This window comes from Bradyrhizobium sp. 2TAF24 (assembly GCF_052115025.1).
Classification (GTDB): Bacteria; Pseudomonadota; Alphaproteobacteria; order Rhizobiales; family Xanthobacteraceae; genus Bradyrhizobium_A.
The window spans coordinates 149935-172170 of record NZ_JBFRFW010000009.1 but is presented as its reverse complement, the minus strand read 5'-3'; the positions used below and the strand labels follow the sequence as shown (position 1 = coordinate 172170).

Annotated in this window: 17 protein-coding genes and 1 riboswitch; of the genes, 6 read left to right on the top strand and 11 right to left on the bottom strand. The window is 67.6% G+C overall.

The features are described 5' to 3' along the window. Window positions 1-7 precede the first annotated feature (7 nt). From AB4Z37_RS16010 to AB4Z37_RS15985, 6 genes are all read right to left on the bottom strand, one after another. The gene (locus AB4Z37_RS16010; RefSeq protein WP_441517730.1) at window positions 8-712 is read right to left on the bottom strand and encodes an ABC transporter ATP-binding protein; all 705 of its coding nucleotides are present in this window, start codon (window positions 710-712) and stop codon (window positions 8-10) included. Next, window positions 705-1424, bottom strand: a complete 720-nt coding sequence (locus AB4Z37_RS16005; protein ID WP_441517729.1) for an ABC transporter ATP-binding protein — start codon at window positions 1422-1424, stop codon at window positions 705-707. Before AB4Z37_RS16005 ends, AB4Z37_RS16010 begins: the two co-directional genes overlap by 8 nt. A 174-nt stretch (window positions 1425-1598) precedes the next feature. After that, window positions 1599-2843 (bottom strand): ABC transporter substrate-binding protein, encoded by a 1245-nt coding sequence (locus AB4Z37_RS16000; RefSeq protein ID WP_441517728.1) that lies wholly within the window; start codon window positions 2841-2843, stop codon window positions 1599-1601. 346 nt (window positions 2844-3189) lie between these two features. Next, window positions 3190-4110: an SDR family NAD(P)-dependent oxidoreductase gene (locus AB4Z37_RS15995; RefSeq protein ID WP_441517727.1), complete on the bottom strand. Its 921-nt coding sequence runs from the start codon at window positions 4108-4110 to the stop codon at window positions 3190-3192. Between the two features lie 77 nt (window positions 4111-4187). After that, window positions 4188-5327, bottom strand: a complete 1140-nt coding sequence (locus AB4Z37_RS15990; protein WP_441517726.1) for a thiolase C-terminal domain-containing protein — start codon at window positions 5325-5327, stop codon at window positions 4188-4190. A 3-nt stretch (window positions 5328-5330) separates the two neighbouring features. After that, a complete protein-coding gene (locus AB4Z37_RS15985; protein ID WP_441517725.1) occupies window positions 5331-5741 on the bottom strand; it encodes a Zn-ribbon domain-containing OB-fold protein in 411 nt (136 codons plus the stop codon). A gap of 289 nt (window positions 5742-6030) precedes the next feature. On the opposite strand from AB4Z37_RS15985, the gene AB4Z37_RS15980 reads away from it, so the two are divergent. Further along, on the top strand, window positions 6031-7578 hold the full coding sequence (locus AB4Z37_RS15980) for an acyl-CoA synthetase (protein ID WP_441517724.1): 1548 nt from the start codon (window positions 6031-6033) through the stop codon (window positions 7576-7578). Between the two features lie 188 nt (window positions 7579-7766). Here the strand turns inward: AB4Z37_RS15980 and AB4Z37_RS15975 are convergent, their stop codons facing one another. After that, the gene (locus AB4Z37_RS15975) at window positions 7767-8627 is read right to left on the bottom strand and encodes a MaoC/PaaZ C-terminal domain-containing protein (RefSeq protein ID WP_441517723.1); all 861 of its coding nucleotides are present in this window, start codon (window positions 8625-8627) and stop codon (window positions 7767-7769) included. A gap of 264 nt (window positions 8628-8891) precedes the next feature. On the opposite strand from AB4Z37_RS15975, the gene AB4Z37_RS15970 reads away from it, so the two are divergent. Beyond that, on the top strand, window positions 8892-9959 hold the full coding sequence (locus tag AB4Z37_RS15970; RefSeq protein ID WP_441517722.1) for an IclR family transcriptional regulator: 1068 nt from the start codon (window positions 8892-8894) through the stop codon (window positions 9957-9959). 199 nt (window positions 9960-10158) lie between these two features. On the opposite strand, the gene AB4Z37_RS15965 is transcribed toward AB4Z37_RS15970, so the two are convergent. After that, on the bottom strand, window positions 10159-11715 hold the full coding sequence (locus AB4Z37_RS15965; protein ID WP_441517721.1) for a class I adenylate-forming enzyme family protein: 1557 nt from the start codon (window positions 11713-11715) through the stop codon (window positions 10159-10161). 136 nt (window positions 11716-11851) lie between these two features. Between AB4Z37_RS15965 and AB4Z37_RS15960 the strand changes: the two genes are divergently transcribed. After that, the gene (locus AB4Z37_RS15960; protein ID WP_441517720.1) at window positions 11852-12679 is read left to right on the top strand and encodes an enoyl-CoA hydratase/isomerase family protein; all 828 of its coding nucleotides are present in this window, start codon (window positions 11852-11854) and stop codon (window positions 12677-12679) included. Window positions 12680-12909: 230 nt separating this feature from the next. Here the strand turns inward: AB4Z37_RS15960 and AB4Z37_RS15955 are convergent, their stop codons facing one another. Continuing rightward, complete coding sequence (locus AB4Z37_RS15955) at window positions 12910-14217, bottom strand: NAD(P)H-dependent oxidoreductase (RefSeq protein WP_441517719.1); 1308 nt, start codon at window positions 14215-14217, stop codon at window positions 12910-12912. A gap of 322 nt (window positions 14218-14539) precedes the next feature. Beyond that, window positions 14540-14764, top strand: a riboswitch (cobalamin riboswitch). Window positions 14765-15065: 301 nt separating this feature from the next. Between AB4Z37_RS15955 and AB4Z37_RS15950 the strand changes: the two genes are divergently transcribed. Together AB4Z37_RS15950 and AB4Z37_RS15945 are read left to right on the top strand one after the other, a co-directional pair. Next, complete coding sequence (locus tag AB4Z37_RS15950) at window positions 15066-17342, top strand: TonB-dependent siderophore receptor (RefSeq protein WP_441517718.1); 2277 nt, start codon at window positions 15066-15068, stop codon at window positions 17340-17342. Between the two features lie 2 nt (window positions 17343-17344). Continuing rightward, window positions 17345-18790 carry a PepSY domain-containing protein gene (locus AB4Z37_RS15945; protein ID WP_441517717.1) on the top strand — a complete coding sequence of 482 codons (1446 nt, stop codon included), beginning with the start codon at window positions 17345-17347 and terminating at the stop codon, window positions 18788-18790. 205 nt (window positions 18791-18995) lie between these two features. On the opposite strand, the gene AB4Z37_RS15940 is transcribed toward AB4Z37_RS15945, so the two are convergent. Next, on the bottom strand, window positions 18996-19583 hold the full coding sequence (locus AB4Z37_RS15940; RefSeq protein WP_441517716.1) for a nuclear transport factor 2 family protein: 588 nt from the start codon (window positions 19581-19583) through the stop codon (window positions 18996-18998). Window positions 19584-19732: 149 nt separating this feature from the next. On the opposite strand from AB4Z37_RS15940, the gene AB4Z37_RS15935 reads away from it, so the two are divergent. Further along, the gene (locus AB4Z37_RS15935; RefSeq protein ID WP_441517715.1) at window positions 19733-20500 is read left to right on the top strand and encodes an IclR family transcriptional regulator; all 768 of its coding nucleotides are present in this window, start codon (window positions 19733-19735) and stop codon (window positions 20498-20500) included. A 32-nt stretch (window positions 20501-20532) separates the two neighbouring features. Here the strand turns inward: AB4Z37_RS15935 and AB4Z37_RS15930 are convergent, their stop codons facing one another. Further along, a complete protein-coding gene (locus AB4Z37_RS15930) occupies window positions 20533-22185 on the bottom strand; it encodes an acetolactate synthase large subunit (RefSeq protein WP_441517714.1) in 1653 nt (550 codons plus the stop codon). Window positions 22186-22236 lie beyond the last annotated feature (51 nt).

Here is a 22236-nt window from a genome sequence, read left to right as displayed (position 1 = left end):
CTCCCCGTCAAAGCCCGAGATACGCGCTGCGGGTGCGCGGATCGTTCTTCACCACGTCGGCCGTGCCCTCGACCGCGACATGGCCGCGCTCCAGCACGTAGCAGCGCCCGGCATGGCGCAGCGTCAGGTTGAGGTTCTGCTCCACCAGCAGGATGGTCAGCCCCTCGGCATGCAGGCGGTCGACGATGGCGAAGATGTACTGCACGAAGCGCGGCGACAGGCCGAGCGACGGCTCGTCGAGCATCAGCAGTTTCGCATCCGCCATCAGGCCGCGGCCGATCGCCAGCATCTGCTGCTCGCCGCCGGACAGCGTGCCGGCGGCCTGGCCGAGCCGCTCCTGAAGCCGCGGGAACAGGTCGAGCACCCTGTCCATCTGCTGCGGCCGCTGCGCGCGGGCGCGCGCATTGATGCCGCCGAGCAGCAGGTTCTCCCGCACGCTCATCTCCGGAAAGACGAGGCGTCCCTCGGGCACCTGGACAATGCCGGCCTCGACCCGCTGCTTTGCGGAGAGGTGCGTAACGTCCTCGCCATCGAACAGGATTCGTCCGGCGCTCGGCGTGACCATGCCGGACAGCGCGTTGATCAGCGTGGTCTTGCCGGCGTTGTTGGCGCCGAGCAGGCCGACGATCTCGCCGGCCTTGAGCGTCAGCGACACCTCGTGCAGCACCGGGACAGTGCCATACCCCGCGACCAGCCGTTCGACCTCAAGCATCGACATGGTCTCCGAAATAGGCATCGACCACGCGCTGATCCCTGATGATGTCCTCGGGCGTGCCTTCCGCGATCTTCTCGCCGAAATTGATCACCACGATGCGGGTGGCGAGGCGCATGATCACCGGCATGACATGCTCGACCATGACGATGGTGACGCCCTGGGTATTGAGCTCGCGGATCACCGCCATGGGCGCGGCGGTCTCCGCCATGGTGAGGCCCGCCATCACCTCATCGAGCAGGATGCAACGGGGATCGGTGGCGATGCATTTCGCGATCTCGAGCAGCTTCTTGTCCTGCAGCGACAGCGTCGCCGGCGTGGCCTCGAGCTTAGGCCCAAGGCCGACCCGCTCGAGCGCATGCGCCGCATAGTCGACGGCCTCGCGCATCGGTCGCCGCGTCAGCGCCGCGGTCGTCACCACGTCGAGCGCGGTCATGTCGGCGAAGGTCTGCACGATCTGGAAGCTGCGCATCAGGCCGCAGCGCACCAGCTGGTCGGGCCGCAGCGAGCCGATCGCCGCGCCGTCGAAGTGCACGGTGCCTTCGCTCGGCGGGATGAAGCCGGAGATGACGCCGAACAGCGTGGTCTTGCCGGCGCCGTTGGGGCCGATGATGCCGACGATCTCGCCCTTCTCGACCGAGAAGCTGACCGCGTTCAGCGCGACAAGGCCGCCGAAGCGTTTGGTGATGCCGGCGACCTCCAGAAATGCCACGTCAGCCCCTTCCCCTCATTGCCGTATCCCGAGATCCCCGTCCTCGGCCTCTGTCCTCATCCTGAGGAGCAGGCGAAGCCTGCGTCTCGAAGGATGAGGCCGTAACGTACGGGCCTCACGGTTCGAGACGGCGCTGCGCGCCTCCTCACCATGAGGAACGACACTCGCCTGTCCTCACGACTTCGGCCGCGGCGCGGCCTGGGCGAAGATCTTTGGAAACACCACCTGCTGGTCCTGGTCCGGCAGCCACTGGATGAACATCGCCGAGCCGTCCTTGAGCAGGCGATCCTCGGCGAACTGCAACCCCTGCGGCTTGGCGATGTAGAGGTTGGGATCGCCATAGGGGATGTCGAGCTTCTTGAAGGCGTTGAGCAGCGCGTCGCTGTCGAGCGACACCGCGTTCTCCAGCACCTGCTGCAGCACCCGCGCCGCCTGGGCATACTGGATGGCACCCTGGCCGATGCGCTCGAGCTTGGCGACGTCGCGCAGCTCGGCGATGATCTTCTGCATCGACTCGATCTTGGCGCCGGCGCTGAAACCGGTCATGCCGAACAGGTTGCGCGTCAGCACCGCCTTGCCGATCTCCTGGCCAAGGTCCTTCCACAGCGACAGGTCGGAATAGCCGCCGGTGCCGCCGCAGAAGATGCTGCCGTGGTAATTCAAGTTGTAGCGCGCCTGGTGCAGCAGGATGCCGTCGCGCGGCGTCACCAGGCCGACGACGACATCGGGCTTGAGCGAGCGGATGCGCACCATCGCCGCGGTCTGGTCCTGGGCGCGGATGTCGAGCGCGGCCTCGCCGATGATCTCGATGTTGCTGGCCTTGAGCTTTTCGGTGAGAAACCTGTTGACCTGCTGGCCGGCCTCGTAGTTCGAGTAGCTCATCACCGCAGTCTTGATCGGGAATTTGCCGTCGTCGCGCAGCGACACGACGAAGTCGTGCATGGTCTGGGCGTAACCGCGGTCGTAGGGGTAGCCCAGGGTAAACATGTAGCTGGAGTGCGCGCCGCCGGCCCACACCGACAGCGTCGGCACCTTGAGTTCGTCGAGCACCGGGGTGAGCGCCAGCATCTGGGCGCTGAGGATGGTGCCGGTGAGCAGTTGCACCTTCTCCTCGGTGATCAGCCGCCGCGCTTCCGCCGCGGTGCGCGCCGGCTGGCTGGTGTCGTCGGCCATCACCAGCTCGATCTGCGCGCCGCCCTTGCTGCGGATGCCACCCTCGGCATTGATCTTCCTGATCATGTATTCGAAGGCCGGCTGGCCTTCCTGGGCATAGGCCGCAAGGCTGCCGCTCATGGAATTGACCACGCCGATGCGGATGGTCGGCCCGGCGGCCGAGGCGCGGCGGACGAAGGGCGCAGCGACCGGCGCAATCAGGGCTCCCGCTGCGCCGAGGCCAAAGGTCCGGCGGGTGATGGTCATCGTCTGTCTCCCGAATCTCATTGCTCTGCGCCATCATGTGCGGCACTTGATGTGAGCTAAGCCGATTTTGGCCGGCGTCGTCAAATGCTGACAACGCCACTCCTCATGGTGAGGAGCGCGACAAAGCCGCGCGTCTTGAACTATGAGGCCATGGGCGTTGGGGCCGTGACCTTAGTGTCGTCGCCGGGCAGCGCGATCCCTCTCTAACGGATCGCCAGGACTAAGGTCTCCCGGCGACCCCGGCAAGGAAAGCAATGCGTCCCTAAGCGGGGTGGCCGGGACAAGCCCGGCCACGACAAAGAAGACGGCGAGCACCTTCTGCAACAAGCGAAGTTGGCAGCCCGGCTCAGATCGCGTCCCACGAGAAGATGTCGGCCGAGCGGTCGAGCTTGTAGAACGACGACTTCAGCGCCGGGATGCCGTGGTTGGCCAGCGTTTCGCAGGTCCAGCCTTCGGCGCGGTGGATCGAGCGCAGCGGGCGCGACTGGCCCATCAGGAAGATCTCGTTCATCCGCACGGCGAAGATCTGGCCGGTTACGTCCTTGGCGTCGTCGCCGAGCAGGAACACCGACAGCGGCGCGATCTTTTCCGGGCCCATCTGCTGCATGCGGGCGACGCGCGCCTTCTCGGCCTCGGTCTCGGTCGGGATGGTGCCGATCAGGCGGCTCCAGGCGAACGGCGACACGCAGTTCGAGCGCACGTTGAAGCGGTTCATGTCGAGGGCGATCGACTTCGACAGGCCGACGATGCCGAGCTTGGCGGCGGCATAGTTGGCCTGGCCGAAATTGCCGATCAGGCCGGACGTCGAGGTGAAGTGCACGAAGGCGCCGCTCTCCTGCTCGCGGAACAGGCGTGCCGCGGCATGGGACACGTAGAACGAGCCCATCAGATGCACCTTGATGACCTGCTCGAAGGCGTCGACGCTCATGCGGTGGAAGATGGCATCGCGCAGGATGCCGGCATTGTTGACGACGCCGTCGAGCTTGCCGAAGGCATCGATCGCGGTCTGGACGATCTTGCTGGCGGGAATGGCCTCGGCCACGGTCTCGAAATTGGCGACCGCGGTGCCGCCGCGCTTGCGGATTTCCTCGACCACCTCTTCCGCCGGCGCAGCGCTGGTGCCGGAACCGTCGGCCGCGCCGCCGGGATCATTGACCACGACCTTGGCGCCTTCCGCCGCCGCCAGCAGCGCGATCTCGCGCCCGATGCCGCGCCCCGCGCCGGTGACGATGATGACCTTGCCGTCAAGCGCTTTTGTCTGTGCCATGGTGCCGTTCCCTGTGTTGCTGCAAGCCTTTGCCCGTCCCCGTCGAGGCGCGTCGCGCGCCTCGGGATGACGGATACTTACCGTTCGTTCGTGAACACGATGGTGCCGCTGGCGGCGAACATGCCGCCGACGCCGTGACACACCGAGATTTTCGCATTCGGGATCTGCGCCGGCGCGATGCCGCGCATCTGGCGCACGCTCTCCTGCAGGGCGTACATGCCGTAGTGGCCGGAATGCATGTAGCTGAGGCCGCCGCCATTGGTGTTGACCGGCAGCTTGCCGCCCGGCGCGGTGTTGCGGCCGGCAATGAAGGCGCCGGCCTCCGCATGGGGCATGAAGCCGAGGTCACCGAGGCCGAACAGCGGCAGGTGGGCGAAGGCGTCGTAGATCATGAGATGATCGACGTCGGCATGGCTGATGCCGGCTTCGCGGAACGCGGTCGGCCCGGCGACGCGGAAGGCGCGTGAGGAGTTGAACGTCTCCATCTGGCTGACCATCGGCGTCTCGACGCTCTCGCCGGTGCCCATGACGTAGACCGGCTTCCGCGGAAAATCCTTGGCGCGGTCGGCGCTGGTCAGGATCAGCGCGCCGCCACCGTCGGTGACGACGCAGCACTGCAGGATGCGGAACGGATAGGCGATCATGCGCGAGTTGAGCACGTCGTCGACCGTGATCGGATCCTTGAAGGTGGCGCGCGGGTTCTTCGCCGCCCACTCGCGCTGCACCACCGACACCATGGCGATCTGCTCATGGGTGATGCCATGGGTCTTCATGAAGCGCAGCACCGGGATCGGGAACAGGCTCGGCGGCCCGAACGGCCCATATGGCATTTCGAACTGGCCATTGAGGCTGTCGGCCGCCACCACGCGTGGCGGTTTGCCGATATTGGAGCGGCCGCTCTCGCCATGGGTGATCAGCACGGTCTTGCACAGCCCGGCCTCGATCGCCGCCGCCGCGTGGCGGACATGCAACATGAACGAGCAGCCGCCGACGGAGGTGCCGTCCGCCCAGGTCGGCGTGATGCCGAGATAGTGGGCGATCTGCTGCGGCGCTTCGACCGCGGTGGCGATGCCGTCGATGTCGGAGGGCTTGAGGCCGGCGTCGGCCATGGCGTTGAGCGCCGCGTCCGCGTGCAGCTGGATTTGCGACATGCCGGGCACGACGCCGAGCTCAGTGGTCTCGGCAGCGCCGACGATGGCAACCTGATTACGACGCATGGCTCACCCCTTCGCCGGGCGGAACTGGGGCAGCGTGATCGCGTCGTCGAGCTTCTCGAACGCGACCTCGAGCGGCATGTCGAGCACCAGCGCCTCCGGCGTCTGCGGACAGTCGATGATGTTGCTCATCAGGCGCGGCCCTTCGGCGAGCTCGACCACCGCGATGGCGTAAGGCGGCGTGAAGCCGGGCACCGGGCGATGATGAATGACATAGCTGTACAGCATGCCCTTGCCGCTCGCCTTGAACACGCTGACATGGCGCGAGCCGCACGACGGACAGAACGGACGCGGCGGGAAATACGCCTTGGTGCAGTCGTCGCAACGCTGCAGGCGGAGCTCGCCTTGCGCGGCGCCCTCCCAGTAATGCTTGGTTTCCGGTGTCGGCACCGGACGGGCGCGTGCGGGGGCAGCCATTTCTCTCTCCCGTGCGGAGCATGACAGCATCCGCGATCGTTCTTGCTTGATGACGTTCGATGTGCCACGCCACCTTGCAAATGTCAAACATGCGAAATAGCATTTCGCAAAATCAGAACATGCGAGGACGCCCGTGATTTTGCCGGAATTTTCCATCGCGCAACATGCGCATCTGCACGCGGTCTCGCGCGCGTGATCTGCACCGCACGCATTCCGCGCGCCGCAATATTCCTCGCGCATGCGACCACGAACAGCCCGGTAAGGGCGCTTTGAGACGGGAGACCACGCCATGACCTCCGCAGCCGCCCCATCCGCGGGCATCACCAGCGGCGCGCGCAACCAGAGCTTTGCCACGACGGAGGCGCGCGCCCTCGCCATCGCGGGCGGCCTCGCCCGACTCGGCGTCGGCGCCGGCGACTGTGTCTGCATCCTGATGCGCAACGATATCGCGTTCCTGGAGGCGAGCTATGCGGCGATGACGCTCGGCGCCTATGCGGTGCCGGTGAACTGGCATTTCAAGCTCGACGAGGTCGCCCATATTCTCAAGGACACCGCGACGCGGGTGCTGATCGGCCATGCCGACCTGCTCAACACGCTGCGCGCGGCCATTCCCGACAGCGTCACGCAGATCAGCGTGCCGACCCCGCCGGAGATCCTGCAGACCTACACCATCGACCTGGCCCGGCTCGCGCCGCCGCGCGGCGCCGAAGACTATGAGCGCTGGATCGGCGCACAGGCGCCCTATGCCGGCGAGCGGCGACCGCCGCCGCAGAGCATGATCTACACCTCCGGCACCACCGGCAGCCCCAAGGGCGTGCGGCGCAACGCGCCGACACCCGAGCAGATCGCGGCATCCGAAGCGATGCGGGCAAAGATCTACGGCCTCAAGCCTGGCGTGCGCGCACTGCTGCCGGGGCCGCTCTATCACTCCGCGCCGAACGCGTTTGCGCTGCGCGCCGGCCGCCTCGGCGGCGCGCTGGTGATGATGCCGCGGTTCGATCCGGAAGAGTTCCTGCGCATCATCCAGGACGAGCGCATCGACAACATCTTCATGGTGCCGACCATGTTCGTGCGGCTCCTCAAGCTGCCGCAGGCGGTGCGCCAGCGCTACGACATGTCGTCGCTGCGCCATGTCATCCATGCCGCCGCGCCATGCCCGGCCGACGTCAAGCGCGCCATGATCGACTGGTGGGGGCCGGTGATCTACGAGTTCTACGGCTCGACGGAATCTGGCGCCGTCACCTTCGCGACCTCCGAGGACGCGCTGAAGAGACCGGGCACGGTGGGACAGATCTTTCCCGGCGCCGAGATCCGCTTTCTCGACGACGACGGCCACGCATTGCCGCCGGGCCATGTCGGCGAGATCTACACCCGCATCAAAGCCAATCCCGACTTCACCTATCACAACCAGCCGGAGAAGCGCGCCGAGATCGACCGCGACGGCCTGATCACCAGCGGCGACGTCGGCTACGTCGACGCCGACGGCTATGTCTTCATCTCCGATCGCAAGCGCGACATGGTGATCTCCGGCGGCGTCAACATCTATCCCGCCGAGATCGAGGCGGTGCTGCACGGCTGCGCCGGCGTGCATGACTGCGCGGTGTTCGGGATTCCCGACGAGGAGTTCGGCGAGGCGTTGATGGCGGTGGTCGAGCCGCAAGCCGGCGTCACGCTCGACGTCGACGCCATCCGCAAGACGCTCGCCGCGGCGCTCGCCGGCTACAAGGTGCCCAAGCGCATCGAAGTGCAGCACAACCTGCCGCGCGAGGATTCCGGCAAGATCTTCAAGCGGCGGCTGCGCGATCCGTATTGGGCGGCGGCGAAACGGAAGATTTGAGGGCGCCTCCAGCTCAGCGTCATGCCCTCTCTCCTCATGGTGAGGAGCGCGGCAACGCCGCGCGTCTCGAACCATGAGGTCACGGCGTTCGATGCGCGAGGGCTCCCGGGCCTCATCCTTCGAGACGCCCGCTGCGCGGGCTCCTCAGGATGAGGGGGAAACGCCCTTGCGGCTCGAACTCTTGCTCCTCAAACGACCTCCGCCCGCCCATTGTTGATCACCACCACATCGCGCTCGGCGACGCGGGCGCGGAAGGAGACGATGCCGCCGGCTTCGCGCCACAGCTCGGTGACAATGGTCTCGCCGGGATAGACCGGCGAGGAGAAGCGCACCTGCATGGCGCGCAGCCTGGCCGGATCGCTGGCGCAGGCAAGCCGCAGCAGCGCGCGGGTGACGACGCCATAGGTGCAGAGCCCGTGCAGGATCGGCCGGTCGAAGCCGCCGGCGCGGGCGACCGCGGGATCGGCGTGCAGCGGGTTGTAGTCGCCGGACAGGCGGTAGATCAGCGCCGCCTGCGGCAATGTGGCGATGCTGAGCGTCGCATCCGCCGCGCGCTCGGGGATCGGGTGCGGCGTCGGCAACGGGCCGGACGGGCCGCCGAAACCGCCGTCGCCGCGCAACATGGTGGTCGAGGTCAGGCGGGCCAGCACCTCGCCGCTCGCCTTGTCGATGACGTCGCGCTCGGACAGCAGCACCGCGCCCTTGCCGGCGCCCTTGTCGAACAGGCCGGTGACACGGGTGCGGCCGATCACCGTGCCGGACGGCGGCAGCGGCTTGAAAATGGTAAAACCCTGCTCGCCATGCAGCACCTTCTTCCAGTCGGCGCCGGTGGCGGGATCGCCGAGCCAGAAGCCGGGATAGCCAAGCACCACCGCCATCGACGGCAACGCCTGCAACTTCGCCTCATAGACGAAGCGCAAATCACTCTCATCGAGCGGATCGGCGCCGCAGCCGACGCCGAGAGCATAGAGGATGGTGTCGCGGGTGGTGTAGCTGTGCTCGATATCCGCGAACGGCCAGTTGCGCAGGACTTTGGGATCGATCGGCATCGGCGGGGTCTCCTCGGCAATCTTGTCGGCTCTTTGCCGCGAAAATTGCCACGGCCTCGGGATCGTGGCAACATGCGAAAATTGATTTCGCATATGACTTTCCGCCTGAGGTCGCGACAGGGGGCGCGAAGCTGCTACACCCCCTCGCTGTTTCGCCGCGACCGCGCGGCGGAAAAACGCTACGAGACGACCAACGGTTCACCCGTCCCCGATTCACTTGATACCAATTCACCTGGCCCCCAGTCACTGGCACGAGGACCAAGCATGGACGCCGACAAGCCCCCGCGCCGCTCCGCCGCCACGAGGTCGCAGGCCGCAAAGACGTCGAGCGTGAGGACGTCCAGCACAAGGGCCTCGCCCGCAAAGGCCGCGGCTGCCAACACCTCCGCTACCAAGACCTCGGCTACCAAGGCCTCGGCTACCAAGGCCGACGGCAAGCCGCGCAAGCTCAAGCCCGCCGCCCCCCTGGTGGCGGACGAGCGCGCCCGCAAGCGCAGCGCCCGCATGAAGCTGCAGCGCGCGGCGCGCCGGCCCCGTGCGAGCGATGACGAGGCGGCCGAGGACAGCGCCGGCGGGCGGCTGTTCGTCTCCGCGCTGGCGCGCGGGCTCGAGGTGCTCAGCGCCTTCCGCGCCCGCGACCGCGCGCTCGGCAATCTCGAGCTCGCCAAGCGCACCGGCCTGCCGAAGCCGACCATTTCGCGCATCACCCATACCCTGACCCAGCTCGGCTATCTCGCCTATGACGCCCGCTCCGCCACCTACCAGCTCGGCGGCAGCACCCTGTCGCTGAGCTATGTCGCGCTCGCCAATCTCGACGTCCGCCGCGTGGCGCGGCCGACCATGGAGCGGCTCGCCGACAGCCACAACCTGCATGTCGCACTCGCCATGCGCGACAAGCAGATGATGCTCAACATCGAGACCTGCGAGGGCCAGGGCCTGGTCGGGCTGCGGCTCGCCACCGGGTCACGCATGCCGGTCGCGGTCACGGCGATCGGCAAGGCCTATCTCGCCGCGGTCGCCGACGACGAGCGCAACAGCCTGATGGATGCCATCCGCCGCCAGCACGGTGAGGACTGGCCGATGATCGTGCGCTCGGTCGAGCGCGCGACCCGCGACGTCGCCGAGCGCGGCTTCTGCGTCTCGGCCGGCGAATGGCGCAAGGACATCAACGCGGTCGGCGCGCCGGTCGTCGCCCCGGGCGGCAGCACGGTATATGCGCTGAGCATCGGCGGGCCGGCCTACCTGATGTCGCAGGAGCAACTCGACAACGAGTACGGCCCGGCGATCGCCGCGGCGGCGCAACAGATCAGCGCCGCCCTGGGCGGCGGGTGAGCGGCGCCGCTGCTTGTCATCCGGCTTATCCCCCCATGGTGGGGAGCGCGGCACAGCCGCGCGTCTCGAACCATGAGGCCGGAGCGCCTCTGACAACAACCGGCTCCCCGGCCTCATCCATCGAGACGCGGCTGCGCCGCTCCTCAGGATGAGGGGGAGGTGCGCATCCCCGCAAAGCGAGAGGGCCCGGCGCTCCGCCTCAATTCACCTGCCGCGCCTGCCCCTCCCAGAACGGCGCGCGCAGCGCGGCCTTGTTGACCTTGTTGACACTGGACAACGGCAGCGGCTCGTCGCGGATGTCGACGCTGCGCGGGCACTTGTAGCCGGCGATGACATCGCGGCAATGGGCGAGGATCGCCTCTGGGGTCGGCGTCGTGCCGGGCCGGCGCACCACCACCGCATGTACGCGCTCGCCCCAGCGCGCGTCGGGAACGCCGATGACGGCGCATTGCAAGACGTCCGGGTGGCTGCCGACCGCATTCTCGACCTCGACGGAATAGACGTTCTCGCCGCCGGAGATGATCATGTCCTTGATGCGGTCGGCGACGTAGAGATAGCCGTCGGGCGCGAAATAGCCGCTGTCGCCGGTGTGCATCCAGCCGCCGCGCAGGGTCTGCGCGGTCAACTCCGGCTGGTTCCAGTAGCCCTGCATCACCATCGGGCCGCGCACCACGATCTCGCCGATCTCGCCGCAAGGAAGTTCACGATCGTCCACGTCCACCACCCTGACCTCGGCCGACCACACCGGCCGGCCGGCCGAGCGCAGCCTCTGCCGCGGCGCATCCGGCGCATGGTCCTCTGGGCCGAGGATGGTGGCGACCGGCGACAGCTCGGTCATGCCGTAGGACTGCGCGAACCTGACGGCGGGGAAACGCCGCAGGCAGGCGGCCAGCACCGCCTCGGGCATCGGCGAGGCGCCATAGGTGATCAGCCGCAGGCTGGACAGGTCGTAGGCGCCGAGATCCGGCAGCTCCAGCAGCATGGCGAGCATGGTCGGCACGAAGGTGACGGTGGTGACGCGGTGGCGCGCGATCGCCTCCAGCGCATCGACAGGCGTGAAGCGCGGGATCACCACATGGGTGCCGCCGAGCAGCGCCGTGGTGAACACCCGCGCGCCGGCGGCGAGGTGGAACAGCGGCCCGGCGTGCAGCGCGACGGTGCGCTCGTCGAAACCGAAACGCGCGGCGGTGACCGCAGCGTTAGCCCACAGGTTGCGATGGCTCAGCATCACTCCCTTGGAGCGGCCGGTGGTGCCGCCGGTGTAGAAGATGCAGGCGAGATCCTCGCCGCCGCGCAGTGCATCCTCGGCCGGCCTCGCCGCCGCGATTGCCGCCTCGCCGGCGATCGCGCCGCCCCGCGCCTCGCCTGGCCCTGCGTGCAGCACCGCCCGCACCGACGGCGCCGAGGCGGCAAGCTCGGCGCCGACGTCGGCGAAATGCGCGTCCACCATCAGCACCACGGGGCTTGCGTCGCGCAGCTGCTCGATCATCTCCGGCAGCGCGAAGCGCGAGTTGACGGGAACGATGACGCCGCCGCCCCACAGCACCGCGAAGTAGAACTCGATGTAGGGCTGGCCGTTCTGCGCCAGCATCGCCACGCGGTCGCCGGTCGCCATGCCGAGGTCGCGCAGCACCGCGGCGAGGCGGGCGATCCGGTCCACGAAGGTCCGGCGGTCGAGCCGGGCATCGCCGCTGATCAATGCCGTCGTGTCGCTGGAAAATGCCGCGGCCTTGCGCAGCCCCGCCGTCAGGTTCATCGCTTCCTCGGACTGTTGTTGTTGGCCGCAAGGTTAAGCCAATCCGGACGCGTTGCACAATTGCGAAATTCTGTTTCATTTTTGCGAGCGAACGACTAGCTTCATCCCTCGCCGCAACCAACCGCCGGACCACGCCATGACCGCGACACCTTCCGTCTCCGCGCCCGCCACCGACGATGCCGTGATCATCGAGCGCCATGCCGATGTCGCGCTGCTGCGCCTCAACCGTCCACGCAGCCGCAACGCGCTGAGCGCCGAGATCAAGGCGGGGCTGGAACAGGCGATCCCCGCGCTGATGGCCGACCGGGCCGTGCGCTGCGTCGTCATCACCGGCACGGACGAGGCGTTCTGCGCCGGCGGCGACATCACCAACATGAGCGAGCGCGATGCGCCGGCGGTGCGGGCGCGGATGCTGCGCAGCCATGCCTGGGTCAAATGCATCCTCACCGGCGAGAAGCCGGTGGTGGCGGCAGTGAACGGCGCAGCCGCCGGCGCCGGCTTCTCGCTGGCGCTGCTGTGCGATCTCGTGCTGGTCGCCGACAGCGCGTTCTTCCGTCCGGCGTTTCCCGGCCTCGGCGCGGCGCCCGATCTTGGCCTTGCGCTGACGCTGCCGCGCGCGATCGGCACGTCGCGGGCCAAGGATATCCTGCTGACCAACCGCCGCATCGACGCCGCCGAAGCGGTGACGCTGGGATTCGCGCGGGCCGTGGTGCCGGCGGCCGAGCTGCGCGCGGCGGCACTGGCGCTCGCAAGCGAACTCGCGGCGGGTCCCGCAACATCGCTCGGGCTCACCAAGACGCTGGTCAACAGCGCCTATGAACCGATCGAGGCCTTCTTCGCCACCGAGGCAACGGCGCAGGCGGTGGCATTCGGCAGCGTGGAATTTGGCGAAGGCGTCAGCGCCTTCCTCGGCAAGCGCAAGCCGGATTTCCGCAGCGCGGCGGCGGAGAAGACCCAGATCTGAAATATCCTGCGGCGGTCCAATTGACCGGTCGCGCCAGCCACACTCACCACGTCATGCGCGGGCTTGACCCGCGCATCCATCTCGCTCCCAGCATAGCATGCACCAGTTTAAGCTGGATCACCGGGTCTCGCCGCGGAGCCTGTCATCGGGCCGCGCTTCGCGCGGACCCGTTGGCGGCGGCCCGGTGATGACGCGGCGATAGCCACGCCGAACACAAACCAGCGCGCCGTTCAGCCGGCGAAGCGTGCTTCCATGGCGCGGCGGTAGACGACGGTTTCGTTGCTGGCGTCGAACGCGACATCGGACCAGCGCACCACGCCGCCATGGGCGATATCGTTGACCAGCCTGACGCCATGGGCGAGGCCGATCGGCAGCGCGCCGACCTTGAGGCTGTCGGCGGCCGGCATCAGCTTGCCCCACACCGTGTAGCCGCCTTCGCCGTCCAGCATCTCGCCAGCGCGCAGCGACCGCTTGGCCACCGCGACGACATCGCCGCGGAAATCCTGCGCCTGCCCGGTCGGCTCACCGCGCAGCGCCGCCGACAGCACCGAGATGTTCAATTCGAGCCCGATCAGATGATACGGCTTGTACATCGCTGCATAGCGCCCGCTGGCGTCGGTCTTGAGGCCGTACTGGCGGAAGCAATCCGCCGCATAGTCGTTCGGCGCCTCCAGCACCACATAGACACCCCAGCGCAGGTCACGGAACACCGGACGGCCGTCGCGCTCCACTGACGACACCACCTCGACCACACCAGCGCGTTCGAGCACGCCGCCGGCATCCCGCGGCCGCAGCACATGCGGCAGGTCGTCGACGCCGCAGGGCGGAAACGCAAGGCCTGCGGACGGCACGTCGAGGCCGGTAGCGTTGGCGATCGCCGCCATCTCGATGGCGGATTTGGTGCCGTCGAGGAAGGAATTGAACATCTGCGGGTTCATGCCCGCCGACTGCGCCTCGGCGGCGCTGAGGCCGTAATGCTTCCACACCTCGGCCGGCGTGACGTCGTGATAGAGCGGCAGGTACTTGGTGCCCTTGCCGGCGGCGACGACACGGAAGCCGGTGGCGCGCGCCCAGTCGACGAGCTCGGCGGTGAGCGCCGGCTGGTCGCCATAGGCCAATGAATAGACCACGCCCGCGCGGCGCGCCTCCTCCGCCAACAGCGGACCCGCAAGCACGTCGGCTTCGACATTGACCATCACGATATGCTTGCCGGCGGCGATCGCCGCACGCGCATGGCGGATGCCGACGGCGGGATTGCCGGTCGCCTCGATCACCACCTCGACAGCGGCATCGCCGATCGCCGCAAGACCGTCTTTCGTGAACGACGTCGCGGCGATCCGTGCCGCATCCCAGCCGACCGTGCGGCAGGCATCGCGCGCCCGCTCCGGATCGAGGTCGACGATGACGGCGACCTCGAGGCCCGCCGTGTGCGGCACCTGGGCGAGGAACATCGAGCCGAACTTGCCGGCGCCGATCAGCGCAACGCGAACCGGGCGGCCGGCGGACAGGCGCTTGTGCAGCAGATGATGGAGATTCATGAAGCGTCGTCTTTATGATGGTCAGGCCGGCGCAGGCGGCACGAGGATGGGCTGTCGCACGCGCGCCCATCGAACTGGCCCGCGAACCATAGGCGCACGCCTTCGCGAGTCAACCTGCGCAGGACCTCCCGCGTGAGCTGGACAACTCCGGCGCATGGCGGCGCGCGGCCGCGGACGACGACGCCACGCGACGGCGCCGAGGCCATCGCTGCCGCGCAGGGCGCACCGGCCGCCTGCCGTCACCGCCGCGACGGTGAGACCTATTGCCACAGCAAAGCATGTGCATCGACAATCGAGTCGATTGACGCCCACCGAACCACTGCCTATCGTCGCGGCGACGGTTCCTTCCGAGGATCAAAAGGGAATGCGGTGCAGGTTCGCCTCAAGCCGCAGCTGTCCCCGCAACTGTAAGCGGCGAGCCGATCGTCAGCACGCAGCCCGTAATCACGGGCGGTGATGCTCAAAGCCACTGGGCTGCTTCGCCCGGGAAGGTGACGATCAGCGACGACCCGCGAGCCAGGAGACCTGCCGTCAGCCGTGGTCACACGCGAGCACATCGGGCGGGGCGTCCTGGTGGAAGCCGATCCGTCGCCGTAGGGCGACCGGGGCGGCTTGCGTTCGCGGTGACGTGCCACGCTCACCGCGAGTCCCCGACTCATGATCTTCCCTTCCATGACAGCGCCGTCGCACGGCGCCGATCTCCCTTATCCAAGACATTCGGCAGCGATGTCGGCTGCGCGCACGTCGCCGGCCTCGCCCCATTGCGTGCCTCACCAGGCGTATGTAACGTTATAACATAACATACACTACATCGCCGCCACTGATCCTCACGCGAGTCATCAAACCCAATGTCTGTCCGTCCGATCGCAGCGCCGCGCCGCCGCGCCGCCCTGCTCTGCTCCATCGCCCTGTCGTCACTGCTGCTGCCCGCCGAAGTCTCCGCCCAGGGCGCGACCCAACCCGGCCGGCTCGACACCATCGAAGTGTCACCCCCGGCACAGGCAAAACCGAAACGCGCCGCCAGCAGGCGCGCCGAACGCGCGACGCGCACCCGACCGAGGCCTGCCGCAACCGCCGCGACGTCAGCGGGCAACGCACCTGCGTCATCCGCACCGCCCGCGACCGCGCTGCACCTCACTGCACCCGCAGCGAGCGGCAGCCGCCTCGGCCTCACCCCGCTGCAGACGCCTGCCAGCGTCGAGGTGATCAGCGCCGACACCATCGCCGCGCGCGGCCAGCACAGCGTGCTCGACGCCGTGACCCAGAACGCGGCGGGCTTCACCGCCACCCCGGCACCGGGCAATGGCGGGCTGTCGTTTGCGACCCGCGGCTTCGCCGGCAGCAACTCGGTGATGACGCTGTATGACGGCACCCGCTTCTATGTCGGCGCCGGCACCGTCACCTTCCCGTTCGACACCTGGACGGCGCAGCAGATCGAGGTGATGCGCGGCCCGGCCTCGGTGATGTACGGCGAAGGCGCGATCGGCGGCATCGTCAATGTCGTGCCGAAAAAGCCGATCACCACCGCGCACAACGAGGCCGAGGTCTCGCTCGACACCAACATGACGCGGCGGCTTGCGGTCGACAGCGGCGGCCCGATCAATCCCAATGTCTCCTACCGCGTCGCCGCCACCGGCAATATGTCCGACGGCTATGTCGACCGCGACAGGACCTCGAATGTCGCGGTCTCCGCCGCGGTGCGGGTGCAGGCGGCCGACAACCTCGCCTTCACGCTATCGAACGACTATGGCGACCGCAGCCCGTCGCGCTATTTCGGCACCCCGCTGATCAACGGCACGCTCGACACCGCGCTGCGCTATCAGAACTACAACACATGGGACAGCCAGATCCGCTACAAGGACAACTGGACCCAGTTCAAGACCGAATGGGACGTCGCCGACGGCGTCTCGGTGCGCAACACCACCTACTATCTCACCAGCAACCGGCACTGGCGCGACATCGAGGCCTATACGTTCAGCCCGGCGACCGGCCTCATCGGCCGCAACAGCTATATCGAGATCTTCCACGACCAGACCCAGCTCGGCACCCGCACCGACGTGACGCTGCGCGGCCACATCTTCGGCTTCAGGAACGAGTTCGTCGCCGGCTTCGACGTCAACCAGATCACCTTCGCCCACGTCAACAACTCGCCCTACAACGGTCAGACCTACGTTCCGCTCCTCAACTTCGATCCCGGCCTGTTCTCGGCGACCACCAGCCCGACGACGCCGGGCTACCATTCCCTGACCAACCAGTACGCGCTGTTCGCCGAGGATCGCCTGATGCTCACCGAGCAGCTCGCGCTGGTCAGCGGCGTGCGCTTCGACCGGCCGACCGTCAACCGCACCGACGACCGCATCCCCGCCAACAGCTTCGAAACCTCGCTGTCAGGCACGAGCTGGCGCGCCGGCCTCGTCTACACCCCGATCGAGAACCTGGCGTTCTATGGTCAGTACGCCACCGCCGTCGACCCGGTCGGCAACCTGATCACACTCAACACCAGCCAGAAGAACTTCCAGCTCGCCACCGGCCGGCAGGTCGAGGTCGGCGTCAAGCAGTCGTTCTGGGGCGGCCGCGGCGAGTGGACGCTCGCCGCCTACGACATCGTCAAGAACAACCTGTTGATTCCGGATTCGACCAATCTGGCGGGCCCGTCGCTGCAGGTCGGCCAGCAGTCGTCGCGCGGCATCGAGGCGAGCCTCGGCCTCACGCTCAACGACGCCTGGCGGGTCGACGGCAATGTCGCGCTGCTGCGCGCCAAGTACGACAACTTCTCCGCCGTCGTCGGCGGCAAGCTGGTCAACTATGCCGGCAATGTGCCGTTCAACGTGCCCCAGCAGGTCGGCAATGCCTGGGTGACCTGGAATTTCGCGCCGAACTGGTCGGCCAACGCCGGCGTGCAGGTGGTCGGGTCGATGTACACCGACGCCGGCAACACGCTGCAGCGGCCGTCCTACGCACTGGTCAACGCCGGCCTGCGCTGGCAGCCGGACGCACAGACCACCGTGGCGCTGCGCGTCTATAACCTGTTCGACAAGGTCTATGCCGTGTCGGCGCCTTACAGCGGCCAGTGGCTGCTGGGCATGCCGCGCACGGCGGAACTGTCGGTCAACGTCAAGTTCTGACGATGAACCTGCGGATCGTGCGACGGGCCAAACGCTGGCTCTATATCATCCACCGCTGGATCGGCATTGCCACATGCCTGCTGTTCGCCATGTGGTTCGTGTCCGGCGTGGTGATGATGTATGTCGCGTTTCCGCAGCTTAGTGACACCGAGCGATGGGCGGCACTGCCGCCCGTCGCCTGGGACAAGGTGGCTGTGACGCCGGACCGCGCTTTGGCGCTCACCGGTGCGACCACCTATCCGCGCGAGCTGCGCCTCGCGATGCTGGATACGACGCCGGTGTACCGGATCACGACCTGGGACGGACGCCGCGCCGTCATCGCCGCGACCGATGGCCACGCGATCGACGCCATCACCGCCGATCAGGCACTGGCGATCTCAGCGCATCACCCTGCGTCCACACGTCCGGAGCTGCTCGACACGGTGACGCGCGACCAGTGGAGCGTCACCGCGCGCTATGATCCGCTGCGGCCGCTGTTCCTGGTGGGGCTCGGCGATGCCGCCGGCACCGAGCTCTATGTCTCCAGCCGCAGCGGCGAGATCGCGCTCGACACCACGCGTCATGAGCGCATCTGGAACTGGCTGGGCTCGATCCCGCACTGGATATATCCCACGGTGTTGCGCAAGGACGGCGCGGCCTGGCGGCAGGTGGTGCTGTGGATCTCTGGCTTCTGCATCGTCGTCGCCACGACCGGGTTCTGGATCGGCGTGCTGCGATTGCGGCTGCGCCAACGCTACGCCCGCGGGCGCATGACGCCGTATCGCGGCTGGATGGCCTGGCATCACCTCGCCGGCCTTGTCGGCGGGGTGTTTGTTGTCACCTGGATGGTGAGCGGCTGGCTGTCGCTCAATCCGCTGGAGCTGTTCGCCGGCCGCGGCATCGGCCGCGACATGGCGGTGCGCTATATGGGGCAGGATCAGCCGCGGATCGCGGACATCGTGGCGCGGCCGCAGGCCGGCGCGGTCGAGGCGCGCTTCGTCTGGCTCGGCGGTCGGCCGCTGATGCTGCTCGCGGACCGCAGCGGCCACATCACGCCAGCGGATCCTGCGACGGGCGCGCCGCTGGCGCTGGCGGAGACCGACATCGTCGCTGCCGCGCGCCGCCTGCTGCCGGACGCGATGATCACGCTGCGGCAGCGCCTGACACAGGCGGACTGGTATTGGTATTCGCATCACCAGGAGCGCACGCTGCCGGTGCTGCGCATCGGCTTCGACGACGCCGCGCACAGCTGGTTTCACATCGCGCCGGCGACCGGCGACCTCCTCGGCCGCAGCGACGACAGCCGCCGCGCCTATCGCTGGTGGTTCAACGCGCTGCACAGCCTCGACCTGCTGCCCCTGCTTGCCCACCGCCCGGCGTGGGACATCGTCGTGTGGCTGCTGTCGCTGATCGGCCTCGTGGTGTCGGTGAGCGGCGTCGTGGTGGGATGGCGGCGGTTGCGGCGATAGCTGGCGTACGCGTTTCGCGTATTGAGCCCGTTCGACGCTCACTTACGTCATGCGCAGGCTTGACCCGCGCATCCAGCTTGCGCGCCCGAAACGCGAGCTCTTGAAGCTGGATCACCGGGTCTCGCCGCGGAGCCTGTCATCGGGCCGCGCTTCGCGCGGACCCGTTGGCGGCGGCCCGGTGATGACGCAGAATGAGGAACGCCCCTCACCCCAACCACGCCCGCCCCTCGGCGTAGAGCTTCTCGACCTCCGCCCCCCTGAGCCCGGGCATGTCGCGCTTGACGCGGTAGCCGATCTCTTCCTGGATGTAGGCGAGATGGCGGTAGCCAGCCGGGAACTGCTTGAGCTTGTCCTGGTCGAGCGTGAGCACGGCGGCCGGATCAACCGGATCGAGCCGGTCCTTCTCGTAGATCGGCTGGCGGCGCACGACGCCCCACTTACCATGGCGCTTTTCCAGGAAATCGAAGAAGCGGCCGGTGCAGACCACATCGCACTCGACGCCGTGCACTGGGCCGCGCTGCGAAATCGTCATCTTGGTCTGCGCGATGGCGCGATAGGCGGACAGCTCGATCGTCATGCCGCCGAGGAAATGCAGGATGCTGACGCCCTTGTCCCAGCCCTCCTTGCTGACGCGGATGAACTCGGTCGCCGGGCCCTGAAACCAGGTCGCCGACATCCAGCCGTCGTCGTGCCACACCGTCGCGAAGCGATCCCACAACCCGGCGTCGCGCCACAGCGCCCAGTTCTCGATCAATTCCCGGATCGCGGTCCGGTCGGCGGTCTCGTCGCTCATGCAGTCACCTCTTCCGGCGCGACCGGGTGCCAGCCGCGGATGCCGAAGTTCACAGATAAGTTTATGTATATAAACTGGTACTCATTATGGAACTGTGATAAGCAGCCGTCAAGCTGCCCTCAGTCCCCCTGCGAGAACCGGTTGCGCCTATGAAACTCAATCCAGCATCGTCGGTGAAATCCGCGGACCGGGCCTTCGACATCCTGGAGTATGTGGCCGATGCCAGCGATCCGCCGTCGTTCTCGCACATGCTGACGGACCTGCGCATTCCGCGCAGCAGCCTGTTTCACCTGCTGAACAACCTGTTGGCACGCGGCTATCTGGAGCAGGACGCGACCACCGACCGCTACCGCATCGGCGACCAGGTGCGGCTTCTGGTGCACAAGATCTCGCCGCCGCCGCTCGCGACCATCGCGACGCCGTTCCTCAAGCAGCTCAGCGGCGAGCTCAACGAGACCTCGGGCTTCTACGTGCGGATCGACGACGTCGTGGAGGCGATCGCCTCCGCCACTTCGAGCCAGGCGCTGGCCTACACCATGAAGGTCGGCGAACGCGCGCCGCTCTATGCCGTCTCCAGCGGCAAGATCGTGCTGTCGCGAATGCCGGCGGGCGAGCTCGACGGTTACCTGCGCGACCTCACCTTCGAAATCATCACACCTTCGACCATCACCTCGAAGCGGCACCTGCGCGAGGAACTGCCGACCGTGCGGCAGAGCGGCTTCGCCTACTCACGCGGGGAATTCACCTCCGGCATCACCGGCATCGCCACCGCGGTCACCCATGACGGCCGCTTCTTCGGTGCGCTCAATCTCGCGGTGCCGACCGTGCGCTTCACCGAGGAGCGCCACGCCGTGTTCCGCCGCCAGCTCGCGACCGCGGCGGCCACGCTCGGACAGGCGATCGCGGCGCGCACCTAGAACCTGGACGACGTCCGCGCCGCGCTGGGCGCTCAGGCCGGATCGGCCGGCGGCATGCGGGCGCGCAGCTCTTCGACCAGCACACGGATGTTTTCCGAATAGTCGATCGGCACCGCGATCAGGTGCACGCCGCCGCTCTGGAACGCCGCCTCCAGCGTCGGAACGAAGTCGTCGAGCTTTTCGATCCGCGCGCCCCTCGCGCCATAGGCCTGGGCATAGCGCGTGAAGTCCGGATTGCCGAAGGTGAGACCGAAATCCGGGAAGGCGTCGACCGCCTGCTTCCAGCGGATCATGCCATAAGCGCCGTCGTCGAGGATCAGCACCACGAGATTGAGCTTGAGGCGGACCGCGGTCTCCATCTCCTGGCTGTTCATCATGAAGCCGCCGTCGCCGCAGATCGCCATCACCCGCCGGTCGGGATGGAGCATCGCCGCCATCATCGCCGACGGCAGCCCCGCGCCCATGGTGGCGAGCGCGTTGTCGAGCAGCAGCGTGTTGGCGGTGACGGTGCGGTAATTGCGCGCGAACCAGATCTTGTACATGCCGTTGTCCAGCGCGACGATGCCGTCGCTCGGCATCACCTGGCGCACATCATGCACCAGGCGCTGCGGCGTCGGCGGCCAGCGGCTCTCGGTGGCGCGATCGGCGATGCGGCTGAGAATGCCGTCCCGCAGACCGAGCAGCGCGCCGGCGCGCGGCAGCCGGCCCTCGAGGCGATCGGCCAGCAGCTCGAGGCTCGGCCCGACATCGCCGATCACCTCGGCGTTGGGAAAGTACACCTGCTCCACCGTCGCCGGCGTGTAGCTGACATGGATCACCTGCGGCCCGCGCGGCCCCATGATGAACGGCGGCTTCTCCACCGTGTCATGGCCGATGGCGATGATCAGGTCGGCCTTGTCGACCGCCTCGTGGACATAGTCGCGCTCCGACAGCGCCGCCGTGCCCATGTAGAGATTGGTGCCGCCGGACACCGTGCCCTTGCCCATCTGGGTGGTGAAGAACGGAATGCCGGTGCGGCGGACGAAACCATCGAGCCCTTGGGTGGCGCGCGGGCGGCTGGTGGCAGCGCCGAGCATGATCAGCGGCCGCTCGGCGCACATGATCATCTCCGCAGCGCGATCGAGCGCGGTGTGATGAGCGACCGGAATGTCGATGGGATGGATCGGCACCATCGGCGCGTCGGGGACGTCCGCCCCGGCGATGTCTTCCGGCAGTTCGAGATGCACCGGCCCCGGGCGCTCCTCCATGGCGACGCGGAACGCTTCGCGCACCAGGGTCGGTATGCTGGCGGCGCTGACGATCTGGCGGGTGAGCTTGGTCAGCGGCTTCATCGACGCCACCACATCGACGATCTGGAAGCGCGCCTGGCGGCTGCTCATGATCGCCTTCTGGCCGGTGATCATCAGCATCGGCATGGCGCCGAGATGGGCATAGGCGGCGCCGGTGGTGAAGTTGAGCGCGCCCGGGCCGAGCGTCGAGATGCACACGCCGGGCCGGCCGGTGAGCCGGCCATGGGTCGCGGCCATGAAGGCGGCGGCCTGCTCGTGCCGCGTCAGCACCAGCTCGATCGAGGAGCGGCGCAGCGATTCGACGACATCGAGATTCTCCTCGCCGGGCACGCCGAAGATGCGATCGACACCTTCGTGTTCCAGCGCCGCGACGAGAAGATCGGAGCCCTTGGGCATCGTGAAGTCCTTCCTGCAGAGATTACCCCTAGTGCCGCAAAGGAGTGCGAA